At 37.1% G+C, this 13,602-nt stretch carries 11 protein-coding genes; 4 read left to right on the forward strand and 7 right to left on the reverse strand.

The genetic code is table 11. The features are described 5' to 3' along the window. Positions 1 to 286 precede the first annotated feature (286 nt). Both bfr (J5X91_RS14340) and bfr (J5X91_RS14345) read left to right on the forward strand, forming a co-directional pair. Positions 287 to 757: a bacterioferritin gene (bfr, locus tag J5X91_RS14340; RefSeq protein WP_011329914.1), complete on the forward strand. Its 471-nt coding sequence runs from the start codon at positions 287 to 289 to the stop codon at positions 755 to 757. Between the two features lie 14 nt (positions 758 to 771). Beyond that, positions 772 to 1,236 carry a bacterioferritin gene (bfr, locus tag J5X91_RS14345; protein ID WP_011329913.1) on the forward strand — a complete coding sequence of 155 codons (465 nt, stop codon included), beginning with the start codon at positions 772 to 774 and terminating at the stop codon, positions 1,234 to 1,236. Positions 1,237 to 1,316: 80 nt separating this feature from the next. Here the strand turns inward: bfr (J5X91_RS14345) and J5X91_RS14350 are convergent, their stop codons facing one another. Beyond that, entirely contained in the window at positions 1,317 to 1,511 is a 195-nt protein-coding gene (locus tag J5X91_RS14350; protein WP_011329912.1) for a (2Fe-2S)-binding protein, read from the reverse strand. A 571-nt stretch (positions 1,512 to 2,082) separates the two neighbouring features. On the opposite strand from J5X91_RS14350, the gene J5X91_RS14355 reads away from it, so the two are divergent. Beyond that, on the forward strand, positions 2,083 to 2,640 hold the full coding sequence (locus tag J5X91_RS14355) for a TMEM165/GDT1 family protein (protein ID WP_208835080.1): 558 nt from the start codon (positions 2,083 to 2,085) through the stop codon (positions 2,638 to 2,640). A gap of 78 nt (positions 2,641 to 2,718) precedes the next feature. Here the strand turns inward: J5X91_RS14355 and J5X91_RS14360 are convergent, their stop codons facing one another. From J5X91_RS14360 to J5X91_RS14385, 6 genes are all read right to left on the reverse strand, one after another. Further along, positions 2,719 to 4,896, reverse strand: coding sequence for a TonB-dependent siderophore receptor (locus J5X91_RS14360; RefSeq protein WP_208835081.1), 2,178 nt, complete (start codon positions 4,894 to 4,896; stop codon positions 2,719 to 2,721). A 90-nt stretch (positions 4,897 to 4,986) separates the two neighbouring features. Next, positions 4,987 to 5,508, reverse strand: a complete 522-nt coding sequence (locus J5X91_RS14365; RefSeq protein WP_011329908.1) for a DUF6436 domain-containing protein — start codon at positions 5,506 to 5,508, stop codon at positions 4,987 to 4,989. Further along, positions 5,492 to 6,958: a methyl-accepting chemotaxis protein gene (locus J5X91_RS14370; protein WP_208835082.1), complete on the reverse strand. Its 1,467-nt coding sequence runs from the start codon at positions 6,956 to 6,958 to the stop codon at positions 5,492 to 5,494. The genes J5X91_RS14365 and J5X91_RS14370 overlap by 17 nt, the downstream gene beginning before the upstream one ends. Positions 6,959 to 7,170: 212 nt before the next feature. Further along, positions 7,171 to 7,725 carry an isochorismatase family protein gene (locus tag J5X91_RS14375; RefSeq protein WP_208835083.1) on the reverse strand — a complete coding sequence of 185 codons (555 nt, stop codon included), beginning with the start codon at positions 7,723 to 7,725 and terminating at the stop codon, positions 7,171 to 7,173. 97 nt (positions 7,726 to 7,822) lie between these two features. Beyond that, positions 7,823 to 10,606 (reverse strand): response regulator, encoded by a 2,784-nt coding sequence (locus tag J5X91_RS14380; protein WP_208835084.1) that lies wholly within the window; start codon positions 10,604 to 10,606, stop codon positions 7,823 to 7,825. A 99-nt stretch (positions 10,607 to 10,705) separates the two neighbouring features. Then, entirely contained in the window at positions 10,706 to 11,596 is an 891-nt protein-coding gene (locus J5X91_RS14385; RefSeq protein ID WP_011329904.1) for a cation diffusion facilitator family transporter, read from the reverse strand. A gap of 219 nt (positions 11,597 to 11,815) precedes the next feature. Here J5X91_RS14385 and J5X91_RS14390 point away from each other — a divergent pair, with 219 nt between their 5' ends. Further along, complete coding sequence (locus J5X91_RS14390; RefSeq protein WP_208835085.1) at positions 11,816 to 13,255, forward strand: diguanylate cyclase; 1,440 nt, start codon at positions 11,816 to 11,818, stop codon at positions 13,253 to 13,255. The last annotated feature ends 347 nt before the right edge of the window (positions 13,256 to 13,602 follow it).

The raw sequence follows: 13,602 nt of genomic DNA on the forward strand, positions 1-13,602 counted from the left end.
CCTTTGGCGAGAAAATGGCCGAATTATAACAGCTGGCCATCTAATCTGAGAAATTGCACTTATTATCCGAATTTAGGATTATATTAAAATATGTGTATTAACCCTCATCTCGCTCAATTAACAATACCTATTATAAAAATTAAAAACTGCTTACAAACCAAGTAATAACGCAAACTTAAATAAGAATCAAAACCAATAGTAACATAATGATTTTTATAGAGAAAACTTGCAATAGCTGCAGTTTGCACTACACTGGTCGCAATTGAACTTGTTAAGGTGATCTATCATGAAAGGTAATCAAAAAGTAATCGACGCATTTAATACATTGTTAGCCAACGAATTAGCAGCAATTGACCAGTATTTTATTCATTCGCGCATGTACGATGACTGGGGATTAGCTAAACTTTATGAGCGCCTTAACCACGAAATGGAAGAAGAGAAAGATCATTGTGACTGGTTAATAAAACGCATTCTATTTTTAGAAGGTGTGCCTAACATGACTAAACGTCGTGATTTATTAATTGGCACCGATGTTAAAAGCATGATGCAAAACGACTTAACACTTGAGCTTGAAGTAGTAGCTAGCGTAAAAGACGTAATCGCAATATGCGAAGAACAACAAGACTATCAATCTCGTGCCATTTTAGAAAAACTATTATTTGATACCGAAGAAGATCATGTTTACTGGTTAGAACAGCAACTTGGTTTAATTGATAAGATTGGAACGCAAAATTATCATCAAGCACAAATGGCTTAGTAGGAGTATATAGTATGAAAGGCGATAAAGACGTTATTGCAGCACTAAATAAAGTACTCGCTAACGAGCTTGTTGGTATTAACCAATACTTTTTACACGCACGTATGTTTAAAGATTTTGGCTTTAGTAAATTAGATAAAGCAGACTACAAAGTATCAATTCAAAAAATGAAAAACGCGGATCGTTTAATTGAACGTATTTTGTTTTTAGAAGGCTTACCAAATCTTCAAGACCTAGGCCGTTTACGTATTGGTGAAAACAGCGAAGAAATGATTGCTGCCAATATGAGCTTTGAACTTGATACAATTGATGAGTTACGTAGCGCAGTTAAACTGGCTGAAAGTAAAAAAGATTATATTACTCGTGAAGCCCTTGATCACATTTTAAATGAACAAGAAGAGCAAATTGATTGGTTAGAAACTCAGCAATTACTGATTGAAAATACCGGCTTAGAAAACTACCTACAGTCGCAGCTGTAATAGTAATTAACACGCATAAAAAAAGCAGCTTAAAGCTGCTTTTTTTTTATCTAAATTTTGTAATGTAATTTTTAACTAAATTAAGCCACTTGATCCGTTATATCGGCAATTTGAATAAGCTTACGATTAAGGATCTTTTTAGTACAACCACAACACTTACCGCATTGGCTGCCCACTTTAAGCTCTTTAGTTAACTCACGCATGGTTGTTGCACCATCGTCAATTGTTTGTTCAATTTTTTTATCGGTCACACCGTGACATAGACAAATATACATGAATACAAACCACTCTCAATTACATTTAGTAGGTGCATACTAATCTAAATGGTAATGGTTATCAAACACTTTTTGCAGTTAATTATGTTATTTTTTGATCTTATTTTAAGCAGTGCTACACAGGTTAAAATAATCAGCGACTGTTTAAAAAAGTATATGTTCCAAAATTGTATGTCCGTTGAGGCCCTGTATTCAATTTTTAAAACAACCACTGAGCACCTGTACGCTTAAGCTATTCGTTTTAATTACTTATAGCGCTTAATCTATGGTTCAAGATTTACTATCTAAAAGGTTTGTGGAATAATGCGCGTCTCTTAGGGGAGTAGCCCGCTTAGTAATATCAATCGTGTTGGAAAAGTGAGTAATTATAGCCTTGTATATCGCTACAATAACCACGCTTTAATATTATTGGTGTCACAAGTAAACTTATCAACATAATTGCACCTCACGTGCGTGGTAAGTTTGTAATGTTGTAGCAAGCATTATCGGCGAGACCTAGGTAGATAACTATCCTCAAGGCGGGAGATAGCTATTTGCCTTGGTTTAGTATTCCCGCCTGTAAGAATCAATAATGGAAGTTTTTTTAACCTCAACCGTCACTGTTGCCCTTGCCGAAATAGGCGATAAAACTCAGCTTTTATCGTTACTGCTCGCTGCTCGTTTTCATAATAAAATTGCACTTATTTTAGGTGTATTAGTCGCAACTATTATTAATCATGGCTTATCTGCTTGGTTTGGAGATTGGCTTAGTGGTAATTTTGCTATTGAGTACCTACCTTGGGTTGTGAATACTAGTTTTATTGTGGTTGGCCTTTGGCTGCTGATCCCTGATAAAGATGAAGCCGTGAGCCATAAATACGATCGCTATGGCGCATTTTTAGTCGCTTTTGTATTGTTTTTTATTGCTGAAATTGGCGATAAAACACAAATAGCCACTGTGCTACTTGGCGCACAATATCAATCGGTGTTGTGGGTTACTATTGGTACAACTGTGGGCATGTTAATTGCTAACGTACCGGTTATTTATGCAGGTAATGCGCTACTAAAACGCATTCCTTTAAATAAAGTACGAATAATTGCAGCCAGTGTTTTTGTGCTGTTAGGGCTATATGGCATAGCAACTATTTAGGCTCAATACTTTTATTATTAAAAGCCCTCTGCTCATTATCCATAAACGAGGGCTTTTAATTTCACATCAGCTTAAGTATTAAAACTGATATTTAGCCGATAAGTAAACACGTCTTGGCTCACCCGGAAAATGCCCAGTGCGATTAATAAAGCCGCTTGATGCGTACTCTTTATCAAACACATTTTTAATTGATACTTGCCACGTCCAGTTTTCTAACTGAGTTTTCCAGGCCATATTGTAAATAGTATAGGGCTTTACATGGGTGCCATCTAAACTTACTTGCTGATCAACATAATCAAGGCCAGCAGCAATAGATGAGTTAATGCTGGGTAGGTCATAGCGAGTCCATATGCCTGCAGTATTTTGGGGGGCATTGGCAAACTTATCAGAACCAGCAGCTTGCGCTGAAAAGCCTTCGCTTTGCTCGTTTATACGGGTATCGTTATACGCGTAACTGGCCGTTACTACCCAGCTATCGGTTATGTCGCCAACCACCTCTAGCTCAAAGCCATCGCTTTGCACTTCACCTAGCGATTCTAGCTGGTCAATACCCGAATCATTTTGTAGTAAGCTTGTTTGCAAAATATTTTTACGCACAATTTGATAGGTCGCGATATTAATCGCCAAGGAGTCATCAAATAATTTAGTGCGCAAGCCTAACTCTGTAATATAGCTATTTTCTGGGGAGAATGGCCCACCTACTAACTCAGATTGGCTTGCCGCATCTTGCGGCAAAAAGCCTGTACCATAAAGCGCATATGGAAAAAACGTATCGTTAATATTATAACTGGTGCCAATACGCACCGTAACATCACTATCTGAAAACTCAGTATTGCTGATCTGATCAGTATCTTCAAAGTGATCGTAGCGTAGCCCCGCTGTTATATTCCACTTTTCGGTAATATCTAGTTGATCTTGCACATAAACCCCGAGCCTTTTAGATTCAGTACTAACAAATCGTGGGGTTATACTTTGTAAGTCGTAATCGGCGCCCGATGTTAAACCATATTGCGGATTTATTAACGATAGTCCAGGTACTGGTCCGCCTTTACTTGCTTGTTTGGCGGTGCGGTATATAGCATCAAATTTAGCAGCATAATAATCTGCGCCTACTAAAAACACATGCTCCATATTCGCAATCGTTGTTTGTGCTATTAAATTAGCAGTTAAACTCAAGCCTTGGTTTTCGCGCGCTTGATCTCTAAATTCACGTTCACTCCAATCAACTACACCGTCATTATCGGTATCTAACAAGCCCCGCGGTTCGTGATAGTTTTGCTGTTCGGTATTAGTAAAGTAACGCGCTGTTACATCTGTACTAAATATATCATTTAACTCATTTTTATAGGTTGCCTGATACACATCAGCTGACACTTTTTGATAATCGCTTGCTTCGTTATGGTTCCACTCACGATTAGCAATAAAGTCGCCGTTATCATCTACAGGTACGCCACGTAAACGGGCTCCTGCTAAGTCTTGATCTATATTAGTGTATTGCAGCACTAAATTTGACGCATTATCAAAGTCAAAGCGATAACCTAAATCGATAATGGTGTTGTCTTCGCCGGTGTTATACCTAAACGGATTTTGGCTTTCTTTATACACGCCCACTCTGTAGGCTTGTGTTTGCTCGTTGTTTACACTGCCTGTAGATTCAAAAGCACCACTAAAAAAGTCATCATTGCCAAGCTCTAGTTCTACTGTAGTTTTAGCAATATATTGTGGTTTTTTAGTCATGTAGTTAATAATGCCACCTGGATTACCACTACCATAAACCGCGCCACTTGGGCCTTTAAGCACTGCTACTTGCTCAATATTAAATAACTGCGGTACGGCAAAACCATTAAAAGGGTCACCTTTTACACCATCGTATAAAATTTCGTCTTGACGAAAGCCTCTAAATGTTACGCCCGAATAGCTAAAGCCATTAACGCCTGCAATGTTACTATATAAATCAGTAATTTGACGTGCTGCTTGGTCACTAATTAACGCTTGCGGTAATATTTGAATCGATTGAGGTATTTTTTCTAAGGGGGTATCTGTACGGGTACCAAATGCTGACTCGGTTGGCCTATATAACGAAAAAGCACGGCCTACTACTTCTATTTTTTCAATATTATTCTGAGCCGTTGCGCTATTGAGCGGTATTGTTGAGGGCGGTGCTGTTGTTGATTGTTCAGCTTCTTCGGCGGCAAATACACTGGCAGAATTAAATATAATTGATGAGATTGCGATAGATAAAAGAGTAAATTTCATGAGAGATAACTAACAATAATACAGTGAACGCATGTTAATGCTAACCACTCTCATTTGCAATTGATTATTCTATATAAATAAAAGCTTTGCCTATGTACTCGTAACGCAATAGCAGCCTTTAGTGTCAGCAATTAATAACTGTGAATTAAACCCAGCTGTTAAGTTACTAATAACAGTTTCTACAAAACCGCTTCCTTGCGAGCACGCTAGTCCTTCGGATAGCGGCCCGGCATAAACAAAGTCCCCATTTTTATCAATAATTACAGCAGCAGGGGTTGCTGGAATGGCTTGCTTAAGTTGTTGTGTAAGTTGCAACTCTTGCACGGCAAGTCCTTTACTTTTTGCAAATGCTTGCAACGTCGTAATGTGCGCTTGTGCTTGCTTAGTACAACCGCAATTTTGCTCTGTAATAATAACAAGCGATGCCACGGTATTACTAACCACTAACTGTTGTTTAAATTGCTCAAACCAATTTTGTTGCTTTAGCATTTGCGATTCATCAAACGGCTTTAGTTGCCCAAGCTGAAAGTACACCAGCCCAGTCACAACCAGTATAAACCACGCGGCAACAACCCCTACAATAAAGTAATTCGACTTACTTAAATTTTGCAATACTTTGCTCTAATACATCAATACTTACGTCAATTAACTGTACTTTAGCTGTTAACTGCTTAACTATTTTTGTGTCTTGGTATTGGTTTTGGCGCATTTTGTCTGTGCTTAGTGCTATTTGCGCCGTATTACCCGCTTGCTCGGCAACTACTTGAGCCACTGAGCTAGTACTGCTTGATACCGCTTTAATTTGTTCACTCATAGATGAAATGTTTTCTTTCATCGTGGTGCTTATTTTTGTTAAGTCGACTACAAAATCAACACATTGGCTCATAGACTGAGTAGATGTGCGGCTATTGCTAACCAAGTCTTTTAAGGTAGCGGCTATTTTAGCCGTAGTTGCTTGGCTATTAGTAGCAAGTGAGCGCACTTCTGATGCGACAACAGCAAAGCCACGACCATGCTCTCCGGCTCTAGCGGCTTCAATTGCGGCATTTAAAGCCAGTAAGTTAGTTTGATCTGCTATTCCCGATATTTCATTAAGTAAACCCGATATTACGTCGCCTGCGCCAACAAGATGATTTATTTGCTCTTCCGTATGATTAAGTAGTGTTAATAGCTCTCTGCTTTTACTGTCTGTTTGTGACACTTCTTGCAAGGCATTGGTCGCAGCTTGAGTAATATTATCTACTTGGTGTTTTAATACTTCACTTTCTTGCTCAACAAGTTTAAAGCCATGAGCAACTTGCGCACCAGAACTTGCAATATCGTCGGTTTGTTGGGTGCGCTGATCTGCACCTTCGGTTAACTCGTCGTGCACTTGGATCAGCTCTTGTGAGCTTACCTTTAATGACTCTGATTGAGTTTTTACTTGTTTAATTACATCTGACAAATACTCTAATAAGGTATTAAAGCCGGCTACCGCTTGGCTTTTTTGATCATCAGCACGTAAAGAAAGTTTAATATGATTAGGGTCTTGCATTATTTGCTCTGTTGCTGAGCTTAACGATAGCCCAGCACTACGTTCGCGCTGCAATGTTTTAGCAATATAGCCTGCAACAAACACTTCAACAATGGCATAACCTGCGTGTATTAGCACTGTTGTAAAGGCAAGCCTATCTGGATCAAACACGTAAAAACCTGTGTTTTGAGTTTGTAGGTAATAAAACGATAAGTGATGTACAGCAACAAACACAATAGCAGTTATAAAAACACGCCATTGCACAAACATAATTAACACCGCCATTAAAATAAATATTTCAAAATGCACTTCAATCAAGCCATAGGTTTGTTGAATATGTAAAAAAGAAAACATCATAATGGCTGCAGCGACAACGTGGGGCGTTAAAGCACTATTAGGTTGGGTTTTTAATAGCCAAATTGGTAATAAGCAAAGCGGTAAGCCAACAATAAAGGCTTCGCTCAATGTGCCAAAATATAAACCAACACCTATTGATTCTATAAATAAGAGGCTAAAAATAACCGTAAATAAACGCGCAACACTAGACATAGTAGCCTTAAATTAAGTTTTTTAATAAAATTAAGCGAGGTAATACGTATTAAAGTTTAAAAAAGTTCATCGGTTACCCCTAACAAGCAAAAAATGCTGAAATATTATACTTAACTTAACAAAGCAAACAAGTTAATTACTTTGTTTAAATATATTTACCTAGTTAATTGTTATTTACTCAAGCTAATAAGTTTAAGCTCAAACAAAGTTGGCTATTTAATAATAGGTAATATCTTTTTAAAGTTAGGTGTTGCTGCTTGCTTGGTCCATTGAAAAATAATGCTCTCGGTACTGGAAATGATCGCACCGGCTTGGCGTAGTTGCTCAGTAGCAATTATTTTGTGATTTTCGTTACGTGAACCTATCGCATCAACTGCAATGATCACCTCATAGCCGTACTGCAATAAATCTAAGCATGTTTGCAACACACAAACATGCGCTTCGGTACCAATAACCACGACTTGCGGGCGAGTATACTTAGCGAGTTGTGCTAAAAACCCGGGCTCTGCACAGGCACTAAAGTGGGTTTTATGAAAATAGTCAGCCTGTGGCAAAACATCCTGTAAGGTTTGATTGGTTGCGCCCAAACCTTTTTTATATTGCTCTGTAATAAGGGTCGGTATTTTGTGCACTAAGCTGGCTTGCGATAACTGTAATGAGCACTTTAAAATAGCGCTAAAGTCAGCTATGGCTGGCTCAAGTTTCGTTTGTATATCAATAATTAATAACACACTGCGTAAAGCATCCACATTACTCATTTTGCTCATACTTCCTCCACTGTCCTGTTTAGTGTTAACTGCTTGTAACTAGCTCACTCTAATACGAACACCAAAACAAAGCTACTCTGCTCGCTGTTAGTATTGTTCAACTAGGCTTAAATAAGTTATTAATACACTGATACAACTCATTTTTATTGATGGGTTTGGCTATAAAGTCATTCATACCGGCGTTTAAGCATTTTTCTTTATCTTCGGCAAACGCATTGGCAGTAATAGCTAAAATTAATACGTTTTTACAATCATTTGGCATTTTGCGTATTTTTTGTGTGCATTGGTAGCCATCCATATTGGGCATTTGGCAATCCATTAAAATCAAATCTGCGGGGTAGCTTTCTAAGCAATGTAACGCTTCAAGGCCATCGTTTGCCGTTTTTATCTCGCATCCCGTTGCAATCATCATTTTGGTGATTACTATTTGATTAATTGGATTATCCTCTACGATTAAAATACGTTTTGCTGCTAAATCGGGAACAGAACTGTCGGCTATCTCCTTAACTGGAGCCTGGCTTAGAATGAGTGGGATTTTTATTTTAAAACAGCTTCCTACCCCTTCTTCACTGCGCAGGGTAAGCGAGCCGCCCATCAGCTCAATTAATCGTTTACTAATTGTTAGCCCAAGCCCAGTGCCGCCATATTTTCGGGTAGTGGAAACATCAGCTTGTGTAAATTCTATAAATAAATTTTGTTGTTGCAGCGCAGAAATACCAATACCAGTATCGGTAATTTTAATGAACAAACAATCATCCTCTACAAAGCAATCCATAGTAATTAAACCAGTGTCAGTAAATTTACCCGCATTACTGAGTATATTGTTGATAACTTGAGAAAAGCGTAGTGAGTCTAACGCTATAAATGGCGGTAATTCTGGAGCAATAGTTAGCTTAAATGTAACGTTAGCGCTTAATCCCGAGTTATCAAAAACAGTGGCTAATTGGCGTATTAGTTTTTTAATTTCAGTTGGTTGCACATCTAACTTTAACGCATTAGCTTCTATTTTAGAAAAGTCGAGTATCTCATTTAAAATAAGCAGTAAGTTATGGGCACTTTGTTGGATCATTTGCAGCTCATTTTGTTCATCGGCAGCAATTTTAGAATTTTTTATTAGCAACTGAGTCATGCCCAAAATACCATTAAGCGGAGTGCGAATTTCGTGGCTCATATTGGCCAAAAATAATGACTTAGTTTTATTTGCTTTATTAGCAACCCCTACAGCTTTAATTAGCTCTTCTGTTTTATCTTTAACTTGTTGCTCAAGCTTTAAATTAAAATTTTTAAGCTGATTATTCAACGCTTCATTTTTACAGTTTGCGGTGCGTAACTTATTAAAGTTATTAGTCATCTTAAGGGCTAAACTTGCAAACTGTTGTTGTAACTTTTCAACCTCGTACCAGGTATTAGTATGCGAAACTAACCCTACTGTTTGTTCATCGGTTTCGAAGTTATCTATTTGCTCGGTTAACTTTATTATCGGCGTTACTAACCACTTACTTAGCTGCGTAATAAAAACACTGGTTAGTCCAATTATAAATAAGATCAACACCAGAGATTGCCCCCACGCTTGGGCTGCAACATTATTGGCATACTTTTTATTCATTAATGTAAAAATACGCCAATGATTTAATGCCGATGTAGTGTCTTTTGAGTAATATTGCTGCGCGTTTGTTGCTGTAAATGCGCTTGTTTGTTTAAGGCTTTGCAGCGCAACTACATCTTGTTTGCTAAGGGTTTGCATCTGCTTAAAGTCATTTAAGGTTGAAAATACTACCTGATTGCTTTTATCTAATATAATTAAGTCGGCTTGGCGCTTAAATAAGGTAGGTTGTAAATCACTAAAGTTTTCAAATAACAATGAGCCTTCTACTATCCCCTTAAATTGCTGGTTATTATAAACAGGGGCCGATATTGCCACTATTGATTGCTGTCCAAACCCTCTTCCTTTAAAAATACCAGAAATAAATCCATCTTGAGAATCAATTGCTTGGTAAAAATAATCGCGATCAGCAACATTAGCAACAGCCTTACCTTTTAACTGCTGTGTTTTTGACGTTGTGGGATAAAAGTAATTTACGTTGGCAAGTTCATCGGTACTTATAGCAGTTATAAACCCAGGATATAACTTCCCTAAAAGCTCAATAGCACTTTGTGGGCTATGCCCTACGCTAATATTTTGTGCGGTCAGTATTACTGCTTTGCGATGGTTTTCTAAATATAAATCTAGGCTTTGCGCTATTTGTTGGGACTTTTCGTTTAGTTGTGCGTTTATTTCGTATTCAACCCTAGAGTAATGGTTATTAATAAGCACAATTGAGGTAAGCACTACCACTAAAATAACGAGCAAAGTTACAATATAATTAAGGATTTTATACAAAGAACCATAATGGCGAGACCAAGAATGGCGATTAAAAAAGAAACTAAATAAATCAATTACGCATAAATAAATGGCGGCATTTAAACAATATTTAGCAAGCGCAGTAACCAAAGGTAAAAAGCTAATATTAAGAAAGTAATGCCCAAACCCCCACAGTAATGGCATTGCTACTACAAGCCAAAACAGCATTCCTCTAAAAAATAAAGGCCTAGAATAGCGCAGACAAAAAAAGTACACCCATAGTATTTCTAAACCAAAAACGATTGAAGGCCAAGCATGCCCCCAACGATAAAATATGCCTAGGGTGCTTAAAGTAAACACAACTAACGAATAGCGCCAGCCAAATAATAATAAGCTTAAAAGAACAAAAAATTGCCCTAATAAAAACTCAGAACTATTAATAAATAAGATTGGTAGGGTATTTACAAAAGCAGCGGTAATACCAAATAAACACGACACAATAAAGTTAAAGTAGCGATGCTTACTTGCTAGTAAAGGCATAATTAGATTCCAATAAATTGCTGTTGATTCAATTTGTTCCTACAACAGCTATTATTTACATATAGCTTAAACTAAGCCATATGCTGCAATTTGCCAAGTTTAATTAACACTACTGCAACTACTTTCAATTTGTAACACACTATTTGTTACATTAAATTTTGAACGCAACAGGTTTTCGACCTTTAAGCGACATGCTTTATCGTGTTTTTCAATGGTGCAGTGTTTTTTTAGCACTATATGCGCACCCACTATTACCGTTTTATCTTTTCGTACTACAGTTACATTATGCACATTTTTTACATGCTGAATTGTGGTAATTGCTTGCTCAACTTTAGCTACTTTAGGGAGTTTATCTTTATTTATGTACAGCCCTTTAACGCAACTTATAATAACCTTAATACCGGTGAATAAAACGAATGAAGCAATTAACATGCTCGATAAAATATCGATAATATCCCAACCAGTCAGGTAAATTAACACTCCGGCTATAAAAGTAGAAATAGTAGATATAATGTCAAAAAACGAGTGTAAAAACACCGCATATACATTAATACTTGCTTTACGGCCTTTATATAACACCCAAGCAGCGGCACCATGAAACAAAAAACCAAGCGCGGCAATGGCCGACATTAAAAAGCTATTTATTTCAAGCTCGTTGCCTTCATGATGGTGCATAAAACGCTCGCCACCTTCATACAATATAACCAAGCTAATTGCTAAATATAAAAAGCCATTTATAAGGCCTCCTACTAACTCAGCACGCTGATAGCCATCGTTATAGGTTTTAGCAAAGTGAATCGCCAAGCTCGAGGCAATTAAAGCAATAAATAAAGAGCTGTTATGAACAAACAAGTGCCCTGCATCGGCTAATACTGCTAGTGAGTTGGCGTAATATGCGCCTATTAATTGAATAACCATAAAAGAGCAGGTGATCGCCAAAGCAATTAATAAACGGCGACGGGAAGCTTTATGTGTCGTTATTTCGGTCATGAAATACTTAAGTACCTATACTTAAAACAAAGTAAGCTTCGAAAAAGCTCAACGGGGAATACGTAATGATATACAGTATCAATTATAATACGTAAACCTAATAAACGCACTAAAAAATTGGGAAAATAGAAACTTCTGTACTAAAAGTATTTAAAAAGGTATAAAAATAACAATATATTATAAAAATAATAACGTTTAATGTTTAGCTTGGAGAAACAAGTGAGTGATGACTCAATACTAAAATTGTGGCAGGTTTTAAATAAACTCAGTTTAGCTATTTTATTATACGACAATAAAAATAATACTTATTGTGTTAATACTGCGGCGCAAATTTTATTTGATTTAAAGCATTGCGACAATTTAGATAGCGCTGCATTTAATGCTGTCACCCTCCTGAGCGTGCATAATAATAAACATATTGCTATTGAGTCATTATTCGATTCAAAAACTAGCACTAATATACAGCTAAAAAAACAACAACAAAGCATACCGTTAAATATCGCCCTTACCCAATTATCTGATTCTGTTTCTATGTTGTGTTTAGAGCCTTTAAAAAGCGATGTAATTGAGCTCTATAATTTTGATCGGGTTATTTCTGAAATATCAACAGACTTAATCGACATACAAAATGATGATATAGATTTGCATATTAATTTTGCGTTAAAAGCCATTGGCACTGCATTTGCTGCCGATCGTAGTTATTTATTTGAATTTAATACCGACAACGAAACCATTACTAACACCCACGAATGGGTGAATGAAGGCATTGAACCTTTCAAACAAAGATTACAAAATGTGCCAAAAACCGAGCTACCCTACTTTTTTGAAGTAATGAACGCTACGCATTTGTTTCAGGTAAACGATGTTTTAAAATTACCTCAAGCAGCAAACGCTGAAAAAGTTGAGTTTCAGATACAAAAAATACAATCTGTTTTATGCATAGGGCTCCTTTTTGATAAAGAGCTTATTGGTTTTATAGGCTGTGACTGTGTTAATTTTAAGCGCGCATGGACACACATTGATCTGATCAGAATAAAATTAGTGGGCGAAATAATTGCCAACGCATTAAAAAATATAGATTACAAAAAAAAGCTGCAACTAGCCCAGCAACAACTTATTACTGCTAATCAAAAATTAAGTTTATTAGTTAATACCGATGGTTTAACTAATATTGCCAATCGCCGCTGTTTTGATGAAACACTTAAAAGTGAAATACAACGTTGTGCTCGTAATAAGCATTCACTTAGCTTAATTATGTGCGATATAGACTTTTTTAAACGCTATAACGACAATTATGGCCACCAAAAAGGCGATGACGCACTTAAGCAAGTTGCTAAAACACTAAATAAACTTTGCAGGCGCGAAGGTGATTTAGCTGCGCGTTATGGTGGGGAAGAATTTGCAATTATTTTGCCTTCGCTTAACGCAGCAGAGTGCCACCAATTTGCATTATTATTACAACAAAAAATAGCGCTGCTAAACATAGTACATAGCGACTCTAGTGTTGCAAAAACACTCACACTTAGCGTGGGCTTTTATAGCGCATATCCAACTAAAAACACCCGCCCCGAAACAATTATTAATAATGCTGATGCAGCCTTATATGAAGCTAAAGAAACGGGCCGTAATAAAATTTGTCAGTTTTTTGAAAGTAATTGAATATCACCTTACTAGGGTCTGTTGACCCTTGCGGATTAAAATTTGTTCAAACTAGGGGCGATTTAATCACGGCGCGAGGTTTGTAACCTAGTGGGCTAAGTGAAAACCGAGTAACAAAGAGTCAATCGCCCCTAGGCAGAACCCTTCGGGCAGCGCATGTTTGGCATTGATGCTACGTTATCGCCTATTTATGGGGAATAACCACACCACATAGGCTCTGCCTTGCCTAAATACCAAACACACTGCTGTAAATTTAACCTTGAAAGATCAACAGACCCTGACTATTTTATAGTGAAACCACATCAGTAATGTTACTCTAGCAACGTTGAAATTATAAACAACACTAA

The organism is Pseudoalteromonas sp. K222D, assembly GCF_017653575.1.
Classification (GTDB): Bacteria; Pseudomonadota; Gammaproteobacteria; order Enterobacterales; family Alteromonadaceae; genus Pseudoalteromonas; species Pseudoalteromonas nigrifaciens.

Coding starts and splice junctions, on each gene's coding strand:
- bfr (WP_011329914.1), top strand. CDS start 287: ATGAAAGGTAATCAAAAAGTAATCGACGCATTTAATACATTGTTAGCC.
- bfr (WP_011329913.1), top strand. CDS start 772: ATGAAAGGCGATAAAGACGTTATTGCAGCACTAAATAAAGTACTCGCT.
- J5X91_RS14350 (WP_011329912.1), bottom strand. CDS start 1,511: ATGTATATTTGTCTATGTCACGGTGTGACCGATAAAAAAATTGAACAA.
- J5X91_RS14355 (WP_208835080.1), top strand. CDS start 2,083: ATGGAAGTTTTTTTAACCTCAACCGTCACTGTTGCCCTTGCCGAAATA.
- J5X91_RS14360 (WP_208835081.1), bottom strand. CDS start 4,896: ATGAAATTTACTCTTTTATCTATCGCAATCTCATCAATTATATTTAAT.
- J5X91_RS14370 (WP_208835082.1), bottom strand. CDS start 6,958: ATGTCTAGTGTTGCGCGTTTATTTACGGTTATTTTTAGCCTCTTATTT.
- J5X91_RS14375 (WP_208835083.1), bottom strand. CDS start 7,725: ATGAGCAAAATGAGTAATGTGGATGCTTTACGCAGTGTGTTATTAATT.
- J5X91_RS14380 (WP_208835084.1), bottom strand. CDS start 10,606: ATGCCTTTACTAGCAAGTAAGCATCGCTACTTTAACTTTATTGTGTCG.
- J5X91_RS14385 (WP_011329904.1), bottom strand. CDS start 11,596: ATGACCGAAATAACGACACATAAAGCTTCCCGTCGCCGTTTATTAATT.